Origin of the sequence: Streptomyces sp. yr375, from assembly GCF_900110755.1 — a bacterium.
In the GTDB taxonomy this organism is placed as follows: Bacteria; Actinomycetota; Actinomycetes; order Streptomycetales; family Streptomycetaceae; genus Streptomyces.
This window is the reverse complement of the sequence record NZ_FOFF01000012.1, coordinates 14797-35989: the sequence shown is the minus strand read 5'-3', so window position 1 is coordinate 35989 and position 21193 is coordinate 14797. Positions and strand designations below refer to the sequence as shown.

Genomic DNA, 21193 nt, shown 5'->3' with positions numbered 1-21193 from the left:
GCGGCCGATACTGACACCGGCATGAGGAAGCCCCCCGTACGTCACGTACGGGGGGCTTCCTCATGCCTGGTCTACGGTCGGCGCGCCGAGGTCACCCGGTAGACGTCGTAGACGCCCTCGACGCCTCTGACGGCCTTCAGGACGTGGCCCAGGTGTTTGGGGTCGCCCATCTCGAAGGTGAAGCGGGAGGTGGCCACGCGGTCGCGGGAGGTCTGGACGGCGGCGGAGAGGATGTTGACGTGCTGGTCGGACAGGACGCGGGTGACGTCCGACAGGAGGCGGGAGCGGTCCAGGGCCTCGACCTGGATGGCGACCAGGAAGACCGAGGACTGCGTGGGCGCCCACTCGACCTCGAGGATGCGCTCCGGCTCACGGGACAGTGACTCCACGTTGACGCAGTCGCTGCGGTGAACCGATACGCCACTACCGCGGGTGACGAAGCCGATGATCGGGTCGCCGGGCACGGGCGTACAGCAGCGGGCCAGCTTGACCCACACGTCGTCGACGCCCTTGACGACCACGCCCGGGTCCTGGTTGCTGCGCCGCTTGCGGCCGCGGCCGTGGGACGGCGGGACCGACTCGTCGATCTCCTCGGTGGCCGCCTCCTCGCCGCCGAGGGCCTGCACCAGCTTCTGTACGACGTTCTGCGCGGCCACATGACCCTCGCCGATCGCCGCGTACAGCGAGGAGATGTCCGGGTAGCGCATCTCGTGCGCGAGGGTGACGAGCGAGTCGCCGGTGAGGATGCGCTGGATCGGCAGGTTCTGCTTGCGCATCGCGCGCGCGATGGCGTCCTTGCCCTGCTCTATGGCCTCGTCCCGGCGTTCCTTGGAGAACCAGGCCCGGATCTTGTTGCGGGCGCGCGGCGACTTGACGAAGTTCAGCCAGTCCCGGGACGGCCCGGCCCCGGCGGCCTTGGAGGTGAAAACCTCGACCAGGTCGCCGTTGTCCAGGGTGGATTCCAGCGGCACGAGGCGGCCGTTGACCCGGGCTCCTATGGTGCGGTGGCCCACCTCGGTGTGCACCGCGTACGAGAAGTCCACGGGCGTGGCGCCGGCCGGCAGCGCTATCACGTCACCCTTCGGCGTGAAGACGAAGACCTCGTTGCGCGACAGGTCGAAGCGCAGGGACTCCAGGAACTCGCCGGGGTCCTCGGTCTCCTTCTGCCAGTCGAGGAGCTGGCGCAGCCACGCCATGTCGTTGAGGTGGTCGTCCTTGCCGGTGGTCCGGGGCGCGTCGGAGCGCACCTTGGAGGCGCCGGCGACGGCCTCCTGCTTGTACTTCCAGTGCGCGGCGATGCCGTACTCGGCGCGGCGGTGCATGTCGAAGGTGCGGATCTGCAGCTCGACGGGCTTGCCGTTGGGGCCGATGACCGTCGTGTGCAGCGACTGGTACATGTTGAACTTGGGCATCGCGATGTAGTCCTTGAACCGGCCGGGGACCGGGTTCCATCGCGCGTGGACGGTGCCGAGGGCCGCGTAGCAGTCGCGGACGGTGTCCACGAGGACGCGGATGCCCACCAGGTCGTAGATCTCCGCGAAGTCGCGGCCTCGTACGATCATCTTCTGGTAGACGCTGTAGTAGTGCTTCGGGCGGCCGGTGACGGTCGCCTTGATGCGGGCGGCGCGCAGGTCGGCCTGGACCTCGTCGGTCACTATGGCCAGATACTCGTCACGCTTCGGTGCCCTTTCGGCCACCAGCCGGACGATCTCGTCGTACATCTTGGGGTAGAGGATCGCGAAGGCGAGGTCCTCCAGTTCCCACTTGATGGTGTTCATGCCCAGGCGATGGGCGAGCGGCGCGTAGATCTCGAGGGTCTCGCGCGCCTTCTTCTCCTGCTTCTCGCGCTTGAGGTAGCGCATGGTGCGCATGTTGTGCAGGCGGTCGGCGAGCTTGATGACCAGGACGCGCGGGTCCTTGGCCATGGCGACGACCATCTTGCGCACGGTCTCGGCCTGCGCGGCCTCCCCGAACTTGACCTTGTCGAGCTTGGTGACGCCGTCGACGAGCAGGGCGACCTGGTCGCCGAAGTCGCGGCGCAGGTCCTCCAGGCCGTACTCGGTGTCCTCGACCGTGTCGTGCAGCAGGCCCGCCATGAGGGTGGCCGGGTCCATGCCGAGCTCGGCGAGGATCGTGGTCACCGCGAGCGGGTGCGTGATGTACGGGTCGCCGCTCTTGCGCTTCTGGCCGCGGTGCCAGCGCTCGGCGACCTGGTAGGACTTCTCGATCTGGCGCAGCGTCGCGGTCTCGATCTTGGGGTCGTTGCTGCGCACTATCCGCAGCAACGGTTCCAGGACCGGGTTGTACGGGTTCTGGCGCTGGACGCCGAGGCGGGCGAGGCGGGCCCGGACGCGGTTGGAGGAACCGGAGCGGGCCGGCTGCTGCGCGGTGGCCGGGCGGCCGGCGGGCGCGGGGTGCTCGGCCGGGGCCGGCTTGGGGCGGGGCTGCTCGGCCGGCTTGTCGACGGGCGCGGAACGGTCGTGCTCGACCGGCCCGTGAGAGTCGCTCTTCGCGGGCGTGGCCGCGGGGCCCGAGGTGGACTCGGGCTTGGCGGCGGTCAGGTGCTGGGCCTCGTCTGGCAAGAGGACTCCTCGTGCGCGATCCGGGTCCCCGGTCAGGCTCCGGAGCACCCATCGTAGCGATCCCGGGCTCCGGCATCGCCTTCAGGCCGCTGTGAGCGCCGTCCACCGGGGAGAACGCAAGGGGCGGGCACCGGAATCTCCGGGCCCGCCCGCTTGCGTACGGCGTTTTTCAGACTGTCCTCGGACCGTCCTCAGACCGTCCTCAGATGGTGAGGAGAGCTTCCAGGGGCGCCCCGCCGAGGGCCGCTTCCAGTCGTGGCCTGCCGGCGAGGAAGCTCAGTTCCATCAGGACGGCGACGCCCGCGACCCGGGCGCCCGCGCGGTGGATGAGCCGGATCGACGCCTCGGCGGTGCCGCCGGTGGCGAGCACGTCGTCGACGACGAGGATCCGGTCGTCGGCGGTGAGGTCCTCGGCGTGCACCTCGATCTCGGCCGAGCCGTACTCCAGGTCGTAGGCCTGGGCGAGGGTGGCTCCGGGGAGCTTGCCCGCCTTGCGTACGGGGATGAAGCCGAGGCCGGTGCGGACGGCGACGGGGGCGCCGAGGATGAAGCCCCGGGCCTCCAGGCCGACGATCTTGGTGGCGCCGGTGCGCTCGGCGATCTCCGCGAACGCGTCGGTGAGCGCGGTGAACGCCACCGGGTCCGCCAGGAGCGGGGTGATGTCCTTGAACATCACGCCCGGCTCCGGGTGGTCCGCCACGTCACGGATGCGGCTGAGGAGCAGCGTGGTGACGTCGGTGAGCTCCGTCATCGGCGCTTGCCCGACGGCCGGCCACGGCCCCGGCCGCGGGCCGCGGGCTGGGTGCGCGGGCCGACGACCGCGTGTGCGGTGTCCTGCGGCTCGTCGTCGTAGCCGTCGTCGCCGCGGGTCTCGGCGGTGTCCTCGTCGGCGCTCGCCTGGGCGCGCTTGGCCAGGACGCGCTTCTTCAGCGCCTTCATCTGCGGCTCGATCTCCTTGAGGTCGGCGACGAGCGGCGTGGCGATGAAGATCGAGGAGTAGGCGCCGGCCGCGAGGCCGACGAACAGCGACAGCGAGATGTCGTTGAGCGTGCCCGCGCCGAGGACGCCGCCGCCGATGAACAGCAGGCCGGCCACCGGCAGCAGCGCGACGACCGTGGTGTTGATGGACCGCACCAGGGTGCCGTTGATCGAACGGTTGGCGACCTCGCTGTAGGTGAAGCGGGTCTGCTTGGTGAGGTCCTTCGTCTGTTCCTTGAGGGAGTCGAAGACGACGACCGTGTCGTACAGCGAGTAGCCGAGAATCGTCAGCAGACCGATCACCGTGCCGGGCGTGACCTCGAAGCCGACGAGGGCGTAGATGCCGACGGTGATGGTGATGTCGTGGATCAGGGCGACGAGCGCCGCGATCGCCATGCGCCACTCGAAGGCGATCGCCAGGTAGATCACGACCAGCACCATGAAGATCGCCAGGCCCTGCCAGGCCTTGTTGGCGATCTGGTCGCCCCAACTGGGACCGACCAGCTCGGCGGTGATCGACTCGGTGTCGGCCTTGAGGTCCTTGGCGAGGTCGTCCTTGATCTGGTTGGACTGCTTGATGTCCATACCGGCGATCTGGATGCGCAGCGAGCCGTTGCCGAGCTTCTGCACGACCGCGTCGTGGCCGGACGCGTCCTTGGCGTACTCCTCGGCCTGGGAGACCGAGACACTCGTCTTCTCCGTGGTGAAGACGGCGCCGCCCTGGAAGTCGATGCCCATGTTCAGGCCGCGCACCGCCAGGCCGACGATGGCCGTGATGGTGATCAGGATGGAGATGCTGTACCAGAGCTTGCGGTGGCCGATGAAGTCGTAGCTGATCTCGCCACGGTGCAGTCGGGCGCCGAGGTTACCGAGTTTCGACATCGCTCAGGCCTCCTTCGTCTCGACAGGGCCGGCGGCGGGACCGGCGGGACGGCGGGTGCGCCGGATCGGCGGCTGAGCGCCCAGGCTCTTCGGATCGAGCCCGGACCACTTGTGGCCGTCCGCGAAGAACTTGCGCCGGGCGATGAGCGACATCAGCGGCTTGGTGAAGAAGAAGACCACGACCACGTCGAGGACGGTGGTCAGGCCCAGCGTGAACGCGAAGCCCTGGACCTTGCCGACCGTGACGATGAACAGCACGGCGGCGGCGAGGAACGACACGAAGTCGGAGACCAGGATGGTGCGCCGGGCGCGCGGCCAGGCCCGCTCCACGGCGGGGCGCAGGGTGCGGCCCTCGCGGATCTCGTCCCGGACCCGTTCGAAGTAGACGATGAACGAGTCCGCCGTGATGCCGATGGCGACGATGGCGCCGCAGACCGCCGGCAGGTTCAGCGCGAAGCCGATGGCCGGGCCGAGCAGCGACATGAGTACGTAGGTGAGGGCCGCGGAGACCAGCAGCGAGGCGAGCGCGATGAGCGCGAGACCCCGGTAGTAGGCCACCAGGTAGATGACGACCAGGGCGAGGCCGATCGCGCCGGCGAGCAGACCCGCGTGCAGTTGGTCACCGCCGAGCGCGGCGGTCACCGTGGTCACGCTCTGCTCCTTGAAGGAGAGCGGGAGCGCACCGTAGGACAGCATGTTGGCGAGGCTCTGGGCCTCCTCCTGCGTGAAGCTGCCGGAGATCTGGGCCTGGCCACCGGTGATGGAGCTCTGCACGAACGGGCTGGAGACGACGTTGCCGTCGAGGACGATGCCGAACTCGTTCTGCGGCTGCTGGTTCTGCGCGAGCTGGGCCGTGATGGCGGCGAACTTCGCGGCGCCCTTCTTGGTGAACTCCATGGTGACCTGCCAGCCGGAGGCACCCTGGGTGTCGAAGACCGCCTGGGCCTTGTCGACCTCGGTGCCGTCGACGCCGGCCGGGCCGAGCAGGTACTTGTACCAGACCTTGTCGATCTCGCCGCAGGCCACGGTGGCGTTCTGGGGCTGGACGCCCTCGCCGGCCGTGGTGCGGACCTCCTCCTTGGAGCAGTCCAGGGCCGCGTACTTGGCCTGGAGCGCGGCGTCCTGCGGCGTGACGGCTGCGCCGCTCGCGGCGGCCGACGGGCTGGCGGAGGCGCTCGCCTTGGCGCTCGCCTTCGTGCTCGCCGAGGCGGACGGGGTGGAGTCGGCCTTCAGCGCGTCGGTGACGGCGCGGCCCTGCGAGGTCGCGGTGGCCGACGGGGAGGACGACGAGGTCGCCTTCTCACCGGTGGAACCGGACCCGCTCGGCGAAGGGCTCGTCGACGCCTTCGGCGAGGCGCTGGACGAGCCACTCGTGGAGGCGCTCGGCGAGGGGACGGCGGCGGAGCCGGTGGCCTCCTGGGCCAGGACCGGACGGAAGTACAGCTTGGCGGTGGTGCCGACCTGCTCCCGGGCCTTCTCCGAGTTGGTGCCCTTGGGGATGTTCACGATGATGTTGCGGTCGCCCTGGGTCTGCACCTCCGCCTCGGAGACGCCCAGCCCGTTGACACGGCGGTTCATGATCTCGACCGCGGTGTCCATGTTGGCCTTGTTGATCGCGGATCCCTGGTCGCCCTTCGCCTCCAGCGTGATGCTGGTACCGCCGGCAAGGTCGATGCCGAGACGCGGAGTCGTGTGACCGGAGACGAACATGCCTCCGGTGAGCGCCACGATGGCGATCAGGATCAGGGCCAACGAGCGCCCTGGCTTGCTCTGGGCGCTCGCGCTCCGGCCCTTCTTAGGTGCTGCCACCTTCTCGTACTCCCTCTCGGGCCGCCTGGCGCCGGGTCAGCGCGGCAGCGGCCATGACATGGTGTCGGGATCCCCTGGCGAGATGCGCGCGCCCCGGCACGGACGGGTGTGGTGCGACCCGTGTCTGGCCGGGGACGTGACTACTTCTTCGCGTCGGAGTCGCCTTCGGTCTTCTTCGGCTCTTCGGCGGCCTCGGCGAGGTCGGCCTGCTCGGCCTCGTCGGCCTTCTCCAGGACCTCGTCGGGTCCGTCCTTCTTGCCGAGGTCGACGGCCTTGTCGCCGGAGGCGGCGGCAGCTTCGTCGGCGGACTCGTCGCTCTCGGTGAGGGAGGAGGCGTCGTCGGGGACGACGTCGGAGTCGGACTTCAGGTCGTGCTCGATGCCGTGGACGATGCGGTTGTACTCGTCGTCGGTCAGGACGGCGCCGATCGCGTTCTTCGCGAAGAGCAGTTCCACGCCCGGTCCCGCGTCGAGGAGAAGCGTGTCGTCGCCGACCTCCTTGACCGTCGCGTACATGCCCCCGATGGTGCGGACACCGCTTCCGGGCTGCAGTTGGTTACGCATGTCGGCCGCTTGCTGCTGCTTCTTCTTGGCCGACCGGGTCATCAGGAACATGGCCCCGATGAGCACGATGAACGGGAGGAGGGTCAAAGGACTCACGGGACGGAACTTCCTTCAGACGACCGCGATGGTGGAGCGGCCTGATGGATGGGGGGTATGGATGGGGGTGGTGCATGGGGGTGGTGTGCTGCCGACAACGGCGGCATCGGCGGAGTCTAAGCGAGTCCGCATGCAGGGAACAACGCTCAGCATGGCACCTGGGTTCCTGACCCGGCCAATGTCCCCGCCGCAGCTCTCCGTGTCCACGGGCCGGGTCACATATCGGGTCATGTCCTGGGTCACATACCAGGTTATGTACCGAAAAGGTCCGGTTGTCCGTTTCCCTGGCCGGGGGCGCGGGCCGGGGTGAGGCCGAGGTGCGTCCAGGCGGCCGGGGTGGCCACCCGCCCGCGCGGTGTACGGGCCAGCAGCCCCTCCCGTACGAGGAAGGGTTCGGCGACCTCCTCCACGGTCTCGCGCTCCTCCCCCACCGCGACGGCGAGTGTGGACAGGCCGACCGGGCCGCCGCCGAACAGCTTCAGCAGGGCGTGCAGGACCGCGCGGTCGAGCCGGTCCAGCCCCCGGCCGTCCACCTCGTAGACCTTCAGGGCGGCCGCCGCGATCTCGCGGTCGATGATCCCGTCGGCCTTGACCTGCGCGTAGTCGCGTACGCGGCGCAGCAGGCGGTTGGCGATCCGGGGGGTGCCGCGGGAGCGGCCGGCGATCTCGGCGGCGCCGGCGGTGTCGATCTCGACGTCGAGGAGGTTCGCGGAGCGGTGGATGACGCGCTCCAGCTCGGCGGGCTCGTAGAACTCCATGTGCCCGGTGAAGCCGAAGCGGTCGCGCAGCGGGGGCGGCAGCAGGCCCGCGCGCGTGGTGGCGCCGACCAGGGTGAAGGGGGGCAGTTCGAGGGGGATCGCGGTGGCGCCGGGGCCCTTGCCGACGATGACGTCGACGCGGAAGTCCTCCATCGCCATGTAGAGCATCTCCTCGGCGGGGCGCGACATGCGGTGGATCTCGTCGAGGAAGAGGACCTCGCCCTCCTGGAGGGAGGAGAGGATCGCCGCGAGGTCGCCTGCGTGCTGGATGGCGGGGCCGCTGGTGATGCGGATCGGGGCGCCCATCTCGGCGGCGATGATCATCGAGAGGGTGGTCTTGCCGAGGCCGGGTGCGCCGGAGAGCAGGACGTGGTCGGCGGTCGCGCCACGCGCGCGTGCGGCGCGCAGGACGAGGTCGAGCTGTTCGCGGACCTTCTCCTGGCCGATGAACTCGCCCAGGTCCTTGGGGCGCAGCGCGGCCTCGACGGCCTGGTCCTCGCCGTCGGCGACAGAGCCCACCAGCCGCTCGGGGGCGGTCTCGTCGGTCGTGTCGTCCCAGTTCACTCACGTTCTCCTAGCGGGCGCGGTTCAGGGTCTGCAGGGCGGCCCTCAGCAGGTGGCCCACCTGGGGTGTGCCGCCGGCGGCCTCGGCCTGCGGGGTCACGGCGGTGACCGCCTCGTCGGCCTCGCGGGTGGCGTAGCCGAGGCCGATCAGGGCGGCGTGCAGTTGGTCGCGCCAGCCGCCGGTGACCGGGGCGCCGACCGCGGGTGCGCCGACCGGCGCGCCGAGCCGGTCCTTGAGCTCCAGCAGCAGCTTCTGCGCGCCCTTCTTGCCGATGCCCGGGACGGCGATGAGCGCCTTCTCGTCGCCCGTGGCGACCGCTCGGCGCAGGGCGTCCGGCGCGTGCACCGCCAGCATGGCCTGTGCGAGCCGGGGGCCGACCCCGCTCGCGGTCTGCAGCAGCTCGAAGACCTGGCGTTCGTCGTCGTCCACGAAGCCGTACAGGGTCAGGGAGTCCTCCCGGACGACGAGGGAGGTGGCGAGCTTGGCGGGGCGGCCGAGGCGGAGCGTGGACAGGGTGTTGGGCGTGCACTGGACGGCCATGCCGACGCCGCCCACCTCGACCACCGCGGTGTCGGGAGCGAGTGCGGCGACGGTGCCGCTGACGAAGGCGATCATGCCGTCCGGCCTTTCGAAGTCATCGGTGCCCGGGGGGCTTTGCGGGCCTGGGCCGTGTGCAGGGCGACGGCCTGCTGGAGTCGGTTCTGCGCGGGGGCGCGCCAGATGTGGCAGATGGCGAGGGCCAGGGCGTCGGCGGCGTCGGCCGGTTTCGGGGGTGCGTCGAGCCGCAGCAGGCGGGTGACCATCGCGCCGACCTGCGCCTTGTCCGCGCGCCCGCTGCCGGTGACGGCGGCCTTGACCTCGCTGGGCGTATGCAGGGCGACGGGGATGCCGCGGCGGGCGGCGCACAGCATGGCGACGGCGCTGGCCTGGGCGGTGCCCATGACGGTGCGCACGTTGTGCTGGCTGAACACCCGCTCCACGGCGACGCATTCGGGCCGGTATTCGTCCAGCCAGGCTTCGATGCCCTGCTCTACGGCGACGAGGCGCAGCCCCAACTCGGCGTCCGCGGGCGTCCGTACGACACCGACGCCGACCATGGTGAGCGGTCGGCCGGCGACGCCCTCGACGACCCCGACGCCACACCGTGTCAGTCCGGGGTCCACCCCGAGTACGCGCACGCCCAACCCCTCCCTTCGGCCACCTGTTTGTGCAGGCTATCCGCTGCCACCGACAACAGCGGCGGGCCGGGGGACGTGTGTCCCTCCCGGCCCGCCGACACCGCGTCGCTCGCGGCAGCGTTACGCGTCGACCTTCTCCATGACCTCGTCGCTGACGTCGAAGTTGGCGAAGACGTTCTGCACGTCGTCGCTGTCCTCGAGCGCGTCGATCAGCTTGAAGATCTTCCTGGCGCCCTCCTCGTCCAGCTCGACCTGCATGGTCGGGACGAAGTTGGCGTCGGCGGAGTCGTAGTCGACGCCGGCTTCCTGGAGGGCGGTGCGGACCGCGACCAGGTCGGTGGCCTCGGAGATGACCTCGAAGGACTCACCGAGGTCGTTGACCTCCTCGGCGCCCGCGTCGAGGACCGCGCCGAGCACGTCGTCCTCGGTCAGCTCGCCCTTGGGGACGAGCACGACGCCCTTGCGGTTGAAGAGGTACGACACCGAGCCCGGGTCGGCCATCGAGCCGCCGTTGCGGGTCATGGCGACGCGGACGTCGGAGGCGGCGCGGTTGCGGTTGTCGGTGAGGCACTCGATGAGCACCGCGACGCCGTTCGGGCCGTAGCCCTCGTACATGATCGTCTCGTAGTCGGCGCCACCGGCTTCGAGACCGGCGCCGCGCTTGACCGCGGAGTCGATGTTCTTGTTCGGGACCGAGCTCTTCTTGGCCTTCTGGATGGCGTCGAACAGCGTCGGGTTGCCGGACACATCGGCGCCACCGGTGCGGGCCGCGACCTCGATGTTCTTGATCATCTTCGCGAAGAGCTTGCCGCGTTTGGCGTCGATCACGGCCTTCTTGTGCTTCGTCGTAGCCCATTTAGAGTGGCCGGACATCTGCCTGTCTCCTTCGCGTAACCCGTCTATGAACCAACGGCAGAGATCCTACAAGGACTCCGCCGCGCGGCTCGCGCGCACCATGTCGACGAACAGGGCGTGCACGCGGTGGTCGCCGGTCAGCTCCGGGTGGAACGACGTGGCGAGCGCGTTGCCCTGGCGGACCGCGACGATGTGGCCGCCGTGCTCGGCGAGCACCTCGGTCCGGGCGCCGACGGACTCGACCCAGGGGGCGCGGATGAAGACGCCCTCCACCGGATCGCCCTCGATGCCCCGCACGTCGAGCGCGGCCTCGAAGGACTCGTTCTGGCGGCCGAAGGCGTTGCGGCGGACGATCATGTCGATGCCGCCGATGGTCTCCTGGCCCGAGCGCGGGTCGAGGATCTTGTCGGCGAGCATGATCATGCCCGCGCAGGTGCCGTAGACGGGCATGCCGGCGCGCACGCGCGCGCGGAGGGGCTCCATCACGCCGAAGAGGACGGCCAGCTTGGAGATGGTCGTGGACTCGCCGCCGGGCAGGACGAGGCCGTCGACCTCGGCGAGTTCCTCGGGACGCCTGACCGGCCTGGCCACGGCGTCGGCCGCGGCCAGGGCGATGAGGTGTTCCCGTACGTCGCCCTGGAGGGCCAGGACGCCTATGACAGGGGTGTTCACAGGGGTCTACCAGCCGCGGTTGGCGTAGCGCTCGGACTCGGGGAGGGTGTCGCAGTTGATGCCGACCATGGCCTCGCCCAGGTTGCGGGAGGCGTCCGCGATGATCTTCGGGTCGTCGTAGAAGGTGGTGGCCTTCACGATGGCGGCGGCGCGCTTGGCCGGGTCACCGGACTTGAAGATGCCGGAGCCGACGAAGACTCCCTCCGCGCCGAGCTGGCGCATCAGCGCGGCGTCGGCGGGGGTGGCGACGCCACCGGCGGAGAACAGCACGACCGGGAGCTTGCCGAGCTCGGCGACCTCCTTGACGATCTCGTACGGGGCGCGCAGCTCCTTGGCGGCGGCGTACAGCTCGTTGTTGTCGTAGCCGCGCAGGCGGGCGATCTCGTTCTTGATCTGGCGCAGGTGGCGGACGGCCTCGACGACGTTGCCGGTGCCGGCCTCGCCCTTGGAGCGGATCATCGCCGCGCCCTCGGCGATGCGGCGCAGGGCCTCGCCCAGGTTGGTGGCGCCGCAGACGAAGGGGGTGGTGAAGGCCCACTTGTCGGAGTGGTTGACCTCGTCGGCCGGGGTGAGGACCTCGGACTCGTCTATGTAGTCGACGCCGAGGGACTGCAGCACCTGCGCCTCGACGAAGTGGCCGATCCGGGACTTGGCCATCACCGGGATGGACACGGCCTCGATGATGCCCTCGATCATGTCCGGGTCGGACATCCGGGCCACGCCGCCGTCCTTGCGGATGTCGGCCGGGACCCGCTCCAGTGCCATGACGGCGACAGCGCCCGCGTCCTCGGCGATCTTCGCCTGCTCCGGCGTGACGACGTCCATGATCACGCCGCCCTTGAGCTGCTCGGCCATGCCGCGCTTCACGCGCGCGGTGCCGGTCGCGGGGGTCTGGTTTTCGGAGATCGTGCTGGACACAGGGGGACCTCACTTGTCGAAAGAGGATCTCTACGCCACCGAGGAAACGCGAAGGACCAGTCCACAGCAAGGGCCAATGAACAGCCGGTGGATCCTTTTGGCCCGGTGCGGGGCCCAGTGCCGGGCGTCTTCGGCGGGCGGCGGGTCAGGCCGTGCGGTCCGCCAGGGTCGTCGGGGGTTCGTCGTCCATCTCGAAGGCCATCGGGAACGGGGCATGGCCGGCCAGGCGGAACCAGCGGACCTTGCGGTGTTCGCGGAGGCGGCGGGCCGCGCCCACCGCGTCGTTGTGGAAGCGGCGGGCCATGGGGACGCGGCGGACGGCCTCGGTGAGCTCACGGGCCGCCGCGTCCCCGCCGGGCGCCTCGCGTACGACGTCCAGTTGCCGCGCGTCCGCGAACACGGCGCGCAGGGCCTGGCTGAGCTCGCTCTCGGCGACCTCCCGCTGCTCCTCCTCGGCCTGCCGGGCGGCGTGCGCGGCCTCGTACAGGACGATCGACGCGGCCGGGTCCAGGACCTTCGAGGTGGCCAGTTCCTGGGCCACGGACGCCCGGCGCAGCAGTTGTGCGTCGAGCGCGGCGCGGGCGGCGTCGATGCGGGCGTGCAGCCGGTCCAGCCGTCCCGCCGTCCAGCTCAGGTAGAGGCCGATGGCGACGAGGACGACCAGGGTCCAGATCAGGGTTGCGGTCACGGGCGGCAAGGCTACCGGGGCGCCCTACGGCGACGGGGCAGCGGTCAGTCGCGCGCCAGCCCGAGCCGGGCCCGCAGGCCGGCCCCGCCCGTCCCGCCCGCCGATCCCCGGTCGTCGTCGGCCGCCACCGCCGCCGCGCCGTCCGTCACCGTTTCGTACACCGACAGGATGTCCGCGCCGACGGTCGACCAGTCGAAGCGCCGTACGTGGGCGCTGCCGCGCTCGCGCAGTTCGGCCCGGCGCTCCGGGTCGCCCAGAAGGCGTACGGCGGCCTCGGCCAGCGCGTCCGCGTCCTCGTTGGCGAACAGTTCGCCCGCCGCTCCCTGGTCGAGGACCTGGGCGAAGGCGTCGAGGTCGGCGGCGAGCACGGCGGCCCCGGCCGACATGGCCTCGACGAGGATGATGCCGAAGCTCTCGCCGCCGGTGTTGGGCGCAACGTACAGGTCGACGCTGCGCAGGAAGCGCGCCTTGTCCTCGTCGCTGATCATGCCGAGGAACTCCACGCGCGCGTGCAGCTCCTTCGGGAGGTTCGCCACCGCCTCCTCCTCGTCGCCCCGGCCCGCGACCAGCAGGCGGGCGTCCGGCCGCTCGGCGAAGATCCTCGGCAGCGCCTTCATCAGCACCGGCAGGCCCTTGCGGGGCTCGTCGATGCGCCCGACGAAGCCGATGGTGCCGCCCTGCCAGGCGGGGTTGGGCTCGGCCCTCGCGAAGAAGTCGACGTCGACGCCGTTGGGGATGACGACCGCGTCCCCGCCGAGGTGCTCCACCAGCGTGCGCCGGGCGTACTCGCTGACCGCGATCCGCGCGCTGATCTTCTCCAGGGCGGCCTGGAGGATCGAGTACGCGGCGATCATCGCGCGCGAGCGCGGGTTGGAGGTGTGGAAGGTGGCCACGATCGGCCCGGACGCCGCCCAGCAGGTCAGCAGGCCCAGCGACGGCGAGGTCGGCTCATGGATGTGGACGACGTCGAACGCGCCGTCGTGCAGCCAGCGCCGCACCCGCGCGGCGGACAGGAAGCCGAAGTTGAGGCGGGCCACCGAGCCGTTGTACGGCACCGGGACCGCGCGGCCGGCCGAGACGACGTACGGCGGCAGCGGGGTGTCGTCGTCGGCCGGGGCCAGCACGGACACCTCGTGGCCGAGCCGGATGAAGTACTCGGCGAGGTCGCGGATGTGGAACTGGACGCCGCCCGGCACGTCCCACGAGTACGGGCAGACGATGCCGATTCTCACCGGAGGTCCCCGTCCGCCGGGCGGGGTTCCAGGTCCGCGAGCCACAAACGCTGGAGCATGTGCCAGTCCTCCGGGTGGTCGGCGATGCCGGTGGCGAAGGCGTCTGCCAGCGCCTGTGTCATGACAGACGTCTGCTCCGCGCGCGTACCTGTCTCGGGTACCTCGATCGGGGGATGCACGCGCCCCTGCATGACGGGCGAGTCGTCGTACCAGAGCGTGACGGGCAGCAGGAGCGCGCCGGTCTGCTGGGCGAGCAGGGCCGGGCCGGCCGGCATCCGGGTGCGGTCGCCGAAGAAGTCCACCTCGACGCCGGAGGCGGACAGGTCGCGCTCGGCGACCAGGCAGACCAGGCCGCCGTCGCGCAGCCGCCGGGCCAGGGTGGCGAAGGCTGCGCCGCCGGTGTGCGGCAGCACCTCCATGCCGAGGCCCTCCCGGTAGGCGACGAAGCGGTCGTACAGCGTCTCCGGCTGGAGGCGTTCGGCGACCGTGGTGAACGGTGTGTCCAGCGCGGTCGTGACCCAGGCGCCGGCCAGGTCCCAGTTGCCCATGTGCGGCAGGGCGAGGACGACGCCCCGGTCGGAGGCGATGCCGTCGATCAGGTGGTGCGCGTCCTTGCAGTCGAAGCCGTTGCGGATCCGCTCGGGGCTCCAGGCCGGCAACCGGAAGGACTCCATCCAGTAGCGCAGGTAGGAACGCATCCCCGCGCGCGAGAGCTCCGCCAGTTGTTCGGGGCTCGCGTCCGGCACCACGCGCGCGTAGTTGCTCTCCAGCCGCCGCACGCCCTTGCCGCGCCGCTTCCACGCGAGGTCGGCGACGGCGCGCCCGAGACGGACGGCGACGGGCTCGGGCAGCTTCTTGACGGTGCTCCAGCCGAGGCCGTACAGCGCGTCGGTCAGGCGCTCCTGGGCGCTCACTGCGCGGCCTCGCTCCCCTGGGCCTCCTGCTGCGCTTCGCCGGCCTCGGCTGCCGCCTCGGCCTCCGCGGACTCCCGCCGGACCGTGACGACGCGCTGGATCAGCGTGACCAGGCTGCCGACGGCGACGATCCACAGCGCGATCGGCAGCAGCACCTGGACGCCGGGCACGCCGAACGTGTGCAGGCCCGCCAGACCGGCCGCGACCAGCGAGATCACCAGCCGCTCGGCCCGCTCGACGAGCCCGTTGACGGCGACCGGCAGCCCGATCGACTCACCGCGCGCCTTGGTGTACGACACCACCTGGCCGCTGGTCAGGCAGAAGATCGACACGGCGCACAGGACGTTGTCGTCGCCGTGGCCCGCGTACCACAGGGCGAAGCCGCCGAAGATCGCGCCGTCGGCGACCCGGTCGAGCGTGGAGTCCAGGAAGGCGCCCCAGCGGCTGGTGCGGCCCAACTGGCGCGCCATGTTGCCGTCGACGAGGTCGGAGAACACGAACAGCGTGATGACGATCGTGCCCCAGAAGAACTCCCCCCGGGGGTAGAAGACCAGCGCGCCCGCCACCACTCCGGCGGTCCCGAGGAGCGTGACCGTGTCGGGGCTCACCCCCCGGCGGATGAGGAACGCGGCGAACGGTGTGAGGACACGCGTGAAGAATGCACGCGCGTACTTGTTCAGCATGGCCTTCCCGAGGGTCGGTGTCGCCGCGCGGCCCTGCTGGCCACCGGCTGGCCCATCGTAGCCACGCGCGTGTGTGTGCGACGGTCGGGCACCCGGACCCCCGTGTCACGGCCTGACGGCATCCGGGTCACGGCCGGGTCGCGTTCGCGGCCCGTGCGCCGTCGCCGGCCGCCGACCGCCGTCGTCCGCCGTATGGACGCGCGGTGACGGGAGTGGAAAGCTCGAAGGACCGCGGGCGTCGCCGGAGCCGCCATCGCACGCGGGGCCGCCGTGCCCGCGCCCCCAGTGACCTCACCGTGCACGGGAGGCAAGGAAAATGGGCGACAAGGCGAACACACACCCCGGAGCCGCCGGCAGGGCTACAGCGGCCGACCACCCCGCGTCCGTACGGAATGTGGTGCTGGTCGGCCACTGCGGATCGGGCAAGACGACCTTGGTGGAGGCTCTCGCGCTCACGGCGGGAGCGGTGAACCGCGCGGGCCGCGTGGAGGACGGCACCGCCGTCTCCGACTACGACGAGATCGAGCACCGCCAGCAGCGCTCGGTACAGCTCTCCCTGGTGCCCTTCACCTGGGACGGCATCAAGATCAACCTTCTGGACACCCCCGGATACGCCGACTTCGTCGGGGAACTGCGGGCCGGTCTGCGCGCGGCGGACGCGGCCCTGTTCGTCGTCTCGGCGTCGGACGGCGTGGACGGCTCGACGCGCATGGTGTGGGAGGAGTGCGCGGCCGTCGGCATGCCCCGCGCGATCGTGGTCACGCATCTGGAGGCCGCCCGCGCGGACTTCGAGGAGATGACCCGGATCTGCGCGCAGGCCTTCGGCGGCGACGACCCCGACGCGGTCCTCCCGCTGTATCTGCCGCTGCACGGTCCCGAGGGCCCGGACGGGCACGCGCCCGTGACCGGACTGACCGGGCTGCTCTCCCGCACGCTGTTCGACTACTCCTCCGGCGAGCGCAAGGAGACCGAGCCGGACGAGGAGCAGCTCGCGCACATCGAGGAGGCCCGCAACCGGCTGATCGAGGGGATCATCGCCGAGAGCGAGGACGAGACCCTCATGGACCGCTATCTCGGCGGCGAGCAGATCGACGTCCCGACCCTGATCGACGACCTGGAGCGGGCCGTCGCACGCGGCACGTTCTTCCCGGTCCTGGCGGCCGCCCCCGCCGCCGAGGGGGCCCGCCAGGGCCTCGGCACGGTCGAGGTGCTGGAACTGCTCACCAGGGGCTTCCCGACGCCCCTGGAGCGCGCTGCGCCCCCTGTGACGACCGTCGACGGCGTCCCGCGCGAGCTGAAGCCGTGCGATCCGGACGGGCCGCTCGTCGCGGAGGTCGTGAAGACCTCCTCCGACCCCTACGTCGGCCGCGTCTCGCTGGTCCGCGTCTTCTCCGGCACCCTGCACCCCGACGAGACCGTCCACGTGTCCGGCCACGGCCTCGCCGACCGGGGCCACGAGGACCACGACGTAGACGAGCGCATCGGCGCCCTGTCCGCGCCGTTCGGGAAACAGCAGCGGGTCCTGACGCACTGCATCGCGGGCGACCTCGCGTGTGTGGCGAAACTCGGCCGCGCGGAGACCGGCGACACGCTCTCCGCCAAGGACGACCCGCTCCTCATGGCGCCCTGGCGGATGCCCGACCCGCTGCTGCCGCTCGCCATCGAGGCGCACAGCAAGGCCGACGAGGACAAACTCTCGCAGGGCCTGGGCCGGCTCGTCGCCGAGGACCCGACGATGCGCCTGGAGCAGAACCAGCACACCCACCAGGTCGTCCTGTGGTGCCTGGGCGAGGCCCACTCGGACGTCGCCCTGGAGCGGCTGCGCTCCCGCTACGGCGTCCAGGTCGACGTCGTCCCGCACAAGGTCTCCCTGCGGGAGACGTTCGCGGCGCCGTCCGCCGGGCGCGGCCGGCATGTGAAGCAGTCCGGCGGGCACGGCCAGTACGCGATCTGCGAGATCGAGGTGGAACCGCTGCCGGGCGGCTCGGGCATCGAGTTCGTCGACAAGGTGGTCGGCGGCTCGGTGCCGCGCCAGTTCATCCCGTCCGTCGAGAAGGGCGTACGGGCCCAGGCGGCCAAGGGGCTGGCGGCCGGGCATCCGCTGGTCGACGTCCGGATCACGCTGCTCGACGGCAAGGCGCACTCGGTGGACTCCTCCGACGCCGCGTTCCAGACGGCCGGCGCGCTCGCGCTGCGGGAGGCGGCCGCCGACGCCCGGATCCATCTCCTGGAGCCGGTGGCCGAGGTGACCGTGCTGGTCGGCGACGACTACGTGGGCGCCGTGATGAGCGACCTGTCGGGGCGGCGCGGCCGGGTGCTGGGCACCGAGCAGACCGACGGCGGGCGCACGCTCGTACGGGCCGAGGTGCCCGAGATCGAGATCGGCCGGTACGCGGTCGACCTGCGTTCCGTCTCGCACGGCACGGCCCGCTTCGAGCGCGCCTACGCCCGGCACGAGCCGATGCCCCCGCAGGTCGCCGAGCGGCTCCGTCAACAGGCGGAGGCCGGTTAGGGGTTGCCGACCGGGCCCACTCAAGTGACCGGCGCGGAAGGCGATCGTCCGGTTCGGCGGGCGGCTTCGGCCGTCCGCCGACGGATGTCGGTGGCTGGAGATACGCTGATGACCTGATCAACAGGTGTGCGGAGTACGGAAGTCGGGAAGGCCGCAGAAGCGACAGTGGCGGCGATCGGGGGCGGGAATGACCGTTGACAGCGGTTACGCGGACATCTTCGGACCACAGGTGCCGCGCACGGGCGGCGAGGGGCAGGCCCCGACGAACGCCCTGGCTTCGGCGGCCTACCGGGACACCCCTATGGAGGAGATCAAGAAGGCCGACAACGAATGGCACCAGTCGACGGTCAACGACGGCCGCAAGTGGGCGAAGATCTTCCGCCCCAACTTCGGTGAGGCGTACTCCCAGGCGGTGATCGACCGCATGCTGGGCGTCGGCCGCAAGCCGCTCATCCAGTCGTTCGGCAGCGAGCCGCAGGTCGTCGTCGAGCACTGCCTCGCGGCCACCCGCATCCGCCGGGAGCGCGACAAGAAGCTCACCGGCCTCATGCTGCTGTGCGGCGTGCTCTTCCTGCCGGGCCTGCTGGTCTGGCTGCTCGTCTTCCAACTCCGCGCCACCATGGGCAAGACGGACAACAAGCGGATATCCGGCCTCGGCACCGGCCTGCTGGTCGCCGTCGGCGCCCTGGCCGTGCTCTTCCTGGTCAAGATGCCGTTCATCGGCCTGGTCGGGTGGTACGCGCGCGGGAGCATCGTCGCCCCCGTGGTCGGCTGGTTCCTCGCCAAGCGGATCTGCGAGTCCACCGCGAAGGACCTGCGCGAACGCTGGGACGGCCTGCTGTCCGGCGGCAGCGTCGGCGCGAAGGTCCCCGAGGCGGTGCCCACCAGCCCCGACCAGGCCGCCGCCGAGCAACTGCGCCAGTCCCTGGCCCGGCTCAGCGCCGAGCAGCAGTCCAACTCCGTCTTCTACGCCGGCCCCAAGGGCATCCTCGGCATGGGCACCCGCTGGGGCGCGTGGCATCTCGCGGAGGAGCTCAAACCGCTGGACCCCGTCAAGGGCGTCCACGAGTTCCGCAGTTGGACGGTCATACGGGCGATCCACGACGAGTTGTCCGTGCTGCACCGGCAGCGCCTCAAGACCGGCGGCTTCCCCGCCCCTTCGGTACGGCACTGGATCGTCACGCACGTCGGCGAGAAGGCCACGGCGGTCGCCCGGCCCGAGGGCATTGACGTCGAGGCGTACCAGGTCAAGCCGAGGGCCGTCGAGGACATCTGCAACAGCCAGCAGTTCGACAGCGGCGACCGGCACTACCTGGGCGTGCAGTGGGCGCACCTGTGGGGCGGCGATCTGATCCTCACCATGCTGATCACCGTGACCGTGCTGAAGGAGACCCTCCGCATCGAGGTCACCGGACACGCCCTGGGCCCGGTCAACGGACTGTTCAGCGGCAAGCCCGAGGCCCCGACCAAGGAGGTCGCCAAGACCGTCCGGTTCTGGGAGACCCGCACCATCAAGCTGCCGCTGATCACCCCCGACGAGGTGGTCCGGCTCGCCGCGCGGGCCACGATCAGTTGGTATCCGCCGGTCCTGAAGTGGCTCGGCGGCTCCCTGGGCCTGCCCGAGCCGTTCGGCCTGCGGCACGCCTGGGCCGACCAGCCCTGGCGGCACCGCTTCATGGCCGACGACGCGCTGCGCGCGGCCACACCGGTGCTGCGGGCGGTGCACACGGCCGCGCTCAAGGTGCTCAAGGAGCACGACGTGGACACCGAGAAGTTCAGCTCGCGGTCGTCGGCGCTCAGTGGGGCGGTGCAGGAGGTCTCGCCTCGGAAGGCGGACACCTACGACGCGTGAGCCTCCGGCGGGGGGCCGGTATTCGTGCCGTGCGTGGTGGGGGCGGACGTCTTCTGGGGGCTGCCGCCCCCAGGCCCCCGCTATCGGCCCTTAAGGGGCCTCGTCCTCAAACGCCGGACGGGCTGGATGCACCGGCCGCGGCTGAAAATGTCACGAAGTGGTCGGCCAGGCCTCTGCCAGCATCTTTCTCGTGTCTGCCAGTAGTTGTGGGAGTACGCGCGTGTGGCCCACCACCGGCATGAAGTTCGTGTCGCCGCCCCAGCGGGGGACGATGTGCTGGTGGAGGTGGGCGGCGATGCCGGCGCCCGCTACCGTCCCCTGGTTCATGCCGATGTTGAAGCCGTGCGCGCCGGACGCCGTGCGCAGGGCCGTCATCGCCTGCTTCGTCAACTCGCCCAGCTCGGCCGTCTCGGGCAGCGTCAGGTCGGTGTAGTCGGCCACGTGCCGGTACGGGACGGTCATGAGGTGGCCGCCGTTGTACGGGTACAGGTTCAGCACCGCGTACACGTGCTCACCGCGCCGGACCACCAGGCCGTCCTCGTCGGACTTCGCCGGGATCGAGCAGAACGGGCAACCGTCGTCGGCCCCCGGACCGGTCGGCTTGTTCTCACCCTGGATGTAGGCCATCCGGTGGGGCGTCCACAGGCGCTGGAACGCGTCCTGCGTCCCCACTCCGATCTGCTGCTCCGGCTCACTCGTCATGCAAGGCAGCATATGGCTTCGCCCGTTCGCGGCGTGTCGTCGGGGTTGCGGACGATGCCCTCCGGGCCAAGCTGGGCCGATGGACGCCAACAGCCGCACGGCCCGCTGGGAGGAGCACGTCGAGCTGCCGCTCGCGCTCGCCTCGCTCCTCTACCTCGCCGCGTACGCCGTCCACGTCCTCGTCCCGGGCATGTCCGCCGGCTGGCACACCGTCTGCCTCACCGTGCTGTTCACCATGTGGGCGGCGTTCGGCGTCGACTACGCGGTCCGCTGGCGGCTCAGCGGACGCCGCCTGGGCTTCGTACGCACGCACTGGCTGGACACCCTCGTCCTGTTCCTGCCACTGCTGCGCCCGCTGCGGATCGTGAAGGTGTACGAGTCCATGGAGCGCCGGCGCGGGACGCCCCGGCTCTCGCTGCACGCGCGCGTGGCCGCCTACGCCGGGCTGGCCACCCTGCTGCTCGGCTTCTCCGGGGCCCTCGCCGTGTACCAACAGGAGCGCTACGCCCCGGGGGCCAGCATCCGCACCTTCGGGGACTCCCTGTGGTGGACCTGCTCCACCCTCGCGACCGTCGGCTACGGCGATGTCGTCCCGGTGACGGAGAAGGGCCGGATCATCGCGGTCGGCATGATGGCCTGCGGACTGGCCCTGCTGGGCGCGGTCACCGGCTCCTTCTCGTCCTGGCTGGTCCAGGTGTTCGCCCTGGAGAGCGACAAACAGGAAGGGCCCCCGGGGAAGTGACTCCCCTGGGGC

At 70.9% G+C, this 21193-nt stretch carries 19 protein-coding genes; 3 read left to right on the top strand and 16 right to left on the bottom strand.

The features are described 5' to 3' along the window. Positions 1-71 precede the first annotated feature (71 nt). The 15 genes from BMZ82_RS15070 to pgsA all read right to left on the bottom strand — a co-directional run bounded on the left by BMZ82_RS15070 (position 72) and on the right by pgsA (position 15373). Entirely contained in the window at positions 72-2582 is a 2511-nt protein-coding gene (locus BMZ82_RS15070; RefSeq protein WP_093775815.1) for a RelA/SpoT family protein, read from the bottom strand. A 202-nt stretch (positions 2583-2784) separates the two neighbouring features. Next, on the bottom strand, positions 2785-3333 hold the full coding sequence (locus BMZ82_RS15060) for an adenine phosphoribosyltransferase (RefSeq protein ID WP_093775813.1): 549 nt from the start codon (positions 3331-3333) through the stop codon (positions 2785-2787). Next, complete coding sequence (secF, locus tag BMZ82_RS15055) at positions 3330-4442, bottom strand: protein translocase subunit SecF (RefSeq protein ID WP_093775811.1); 1113 nt, start codon at positions 4440-4442, stop codon at positions 3330-3332. The genes BMZ82_RS15060 and secF overlap by 4 nt, the downstream gene beginning before the upstream one ends. 3 nt (positions 4443-4445) lie before the next feature. After that, positions 4446-6251 (bottom strand): protein translocase subunit SecD, encoded by a 1806-nt coding sequence (gene secD / locus BMZ82_RS15050; protein WP_177244504.1) that lies wholly within the window; start codon positions 6249-6251, stop codon positions 4446-4448. A 140-nt stretch (positions 6252-6391) separates the two neighbouring features. Continuing rightward, entirely contained in the window at positions 6392-6910 is a 519-nt protein-coding gene (gene yajC / locus BMZ82_RS15045; protein ID WP_093775809.1) for a preprotein translocase subunit YajC, read from the bottom strand. 251 nt (positions 6911-7161) lie between these two features. Beyond that, positions 7162-8232, bottom strand: a complete 1071-nt coding sequence (gene ruvB / locus BMZ82_RS15040) for a Holliday junction branch migration DNA helicase RuvB (RefSeq protein WP_093775807.1) — start codon at positions 8230-8232, stop codon at positions 7162-7164. Between the two features lie 10 nt (positions 8233-8242). Beyond that, positions 8243-8848, bottom strand: coding sequence for a Holliday junction branch migration protein RuvA (ruvA, locus tag BMZ82_RS15035; RefSeq protein WP_093775805.1), 606 nt, complete (start codon positions 8846-8848; stop codon positions 8243-8245). Further along, positions 8845-9411, bottom strand: a complete 567-nt coding sequence (gene ruvC / locus BMZ82_RS15030) for a crossover junction endodeoxyribonuclease RuvC (protein ID WP_093775803.1) — start codon at positions 9409-9411, stop codon at positions 8845-8847. The genes ruvA and ruvC overlap by 4 nt, the downstream gene beginning before the upstream one ends. Positions 9412-9531: 120 nt before the next feature. After that, positions 9532-10284 (bottom strand): YebC/PmpR family DNA-binding transcriptional regulator, encoded by a 753-nt coding sequence (locus BMZ82_RS15025; RefSeq protein ID WP_093775801.1) that lies wholly within the window; start codon positions 10282-10284, stop codon positions 9532-9534. 48 nt (positions 10285-10332) lie between these two features. After that, positions 10333-10938 carry a pyridoxal 5'-phosphate synthase glutaminase subunit PdxT gene (pdxT, locus tag BMZ82_RS15020; RefSeq protein WP_093775799.1) on the bottom strand — a complete coding sequence of 202 codons (606 nt, stop codon included), beginning with the start codon at positions 10936-10938 and terminating at the stop codon, positions 10333-10335. A gap of 6 nt (positions 10939-10944) precedes the next feature. Further along, positions 10945-11856, bottom strand: coding sequence for a pyridoxal 5'-phosphate synthase lyase subunit PdxS (pdxS, locus tag BMZ82_RS15015; RefSeq protein ID WP_093775797.1), 912 nt, complete (start codon positions 11854-11856; stop codon positions 10945-10947). 145 nt (positions 11857-12001) lie between these two features. Continuing rightward, entirely contained in the window at positions 12002-12553 is a 552-nt protein-coding gene (locus tag BMZ82_RS15010) for a LemA family protein (RefSeq protein WP_177244503.1), read from the bottom strand. 35 nt (positions 12554-12588) lie between these two features. Next, the gene (locus BMZ82_RS15005) at positions 12589-13776 is read right to left on the bottom strand and encodes a glycosyltransferase family 4 protein (protein WP_093775793.1); all 1188 of its coding nucleotides are present in this window, start codon (positions 13774-13776) and stop codon (positions 12589-12591) included. Further along, positions 13773-14690 (bottom strand): phosphatidylinositol mannoside acyltransferase, encoded by a 918-nt coding sequence (locus tag BMZ82_RS15000; RefSeq protein ID WP_093775791.1) that lies wholly within the window; start codon positions 14688-14690, stop codon positions 13773-13775. The genes BMZ82_RS15005 and BMZ82_RS15000 overlap by 4 nt, the downstream gene beginning before the upstream one ends. Further along, positions 14687-15373 carry a phosphatidylinositol phosphate synthase gene (pgsA, locus tag BMZ82_RS14995; protein WP_093775789.1) on the bottom strand — a complete coding sequence of 229 codons (687 nt, stop codon included), beginning with the start codon at positions 15371-15373 and terminating at the stop codon, positions 14687-14689. Before pgsA ends, BMZ82_RS15000 begins: the two co-directional genes overlap by 4 nt. Positions 15374-15689: 316 nt before the next feature. On the opposite strand from pgsA, the gene BMZ82_RS14990 reads away from it, so the two are divergent. Together BMZ82_RS14990 and BMZ82_RS14985 are read left to right on the top strand one after the other, a co-directional pair. Beyond that, positions 15690-17885 carry an elongation factor G-like protein EF-G2 gene (locus tag BMZ82_RS14990; RefSeq protein ID WP_093775787.1) on the top strand — a complete coding sequence of 732 codons (2196 nt, stop codon included), beginning with the start codon at positions 15690-15692 and terminating at the stop codon, positions 17883-17885. A gap of 187 nt (positions 17886-18072) precedes the next feature. Next, on the top strand, positions 18073-19737 hold the full coding sequence (locus BMZ82_RS14985; RefSeq protein ID WP_093775785.1) for a hypothetical protein: 1665 nt from the start codon (positions 18073-18075) through the stop codon (positions 19735-19737). A 150-nt stretch (positions 19738-19887) separates the two neighbouring features. Here BMZ82_RS14985 and BMZ82_RS14980 read toward each other — a convergent pair whose 3' ends face one another. Beyond that, a complete protein-coding gene (locus BMZ82_RS14980) occupies positions 19888-20451 on the bottom strand; it encodes an HIT family protein (RefSeq protein WP_093775783.1) in 564 nt (187 codons plus the stop codon). A 67-nt stretch (positions 20452-20518) separates the two neighbouring features. Between BMZ82_RS14980 and BMZ82_RS14975 the strand changes: the two genes are divergently transcribed. Next, positions 20519-21181: a potassium channel family protein gene (locus BMZ82_RS14975; RefSeq protein WP_093775781.1), complete on the top strand. Its 663-nt coding sequence runs from the start codon at positions 20519-20521 to the stop codon at positions 21179-21181. Positions 21182-21193 lie beyond the last annotated feature (12 nt).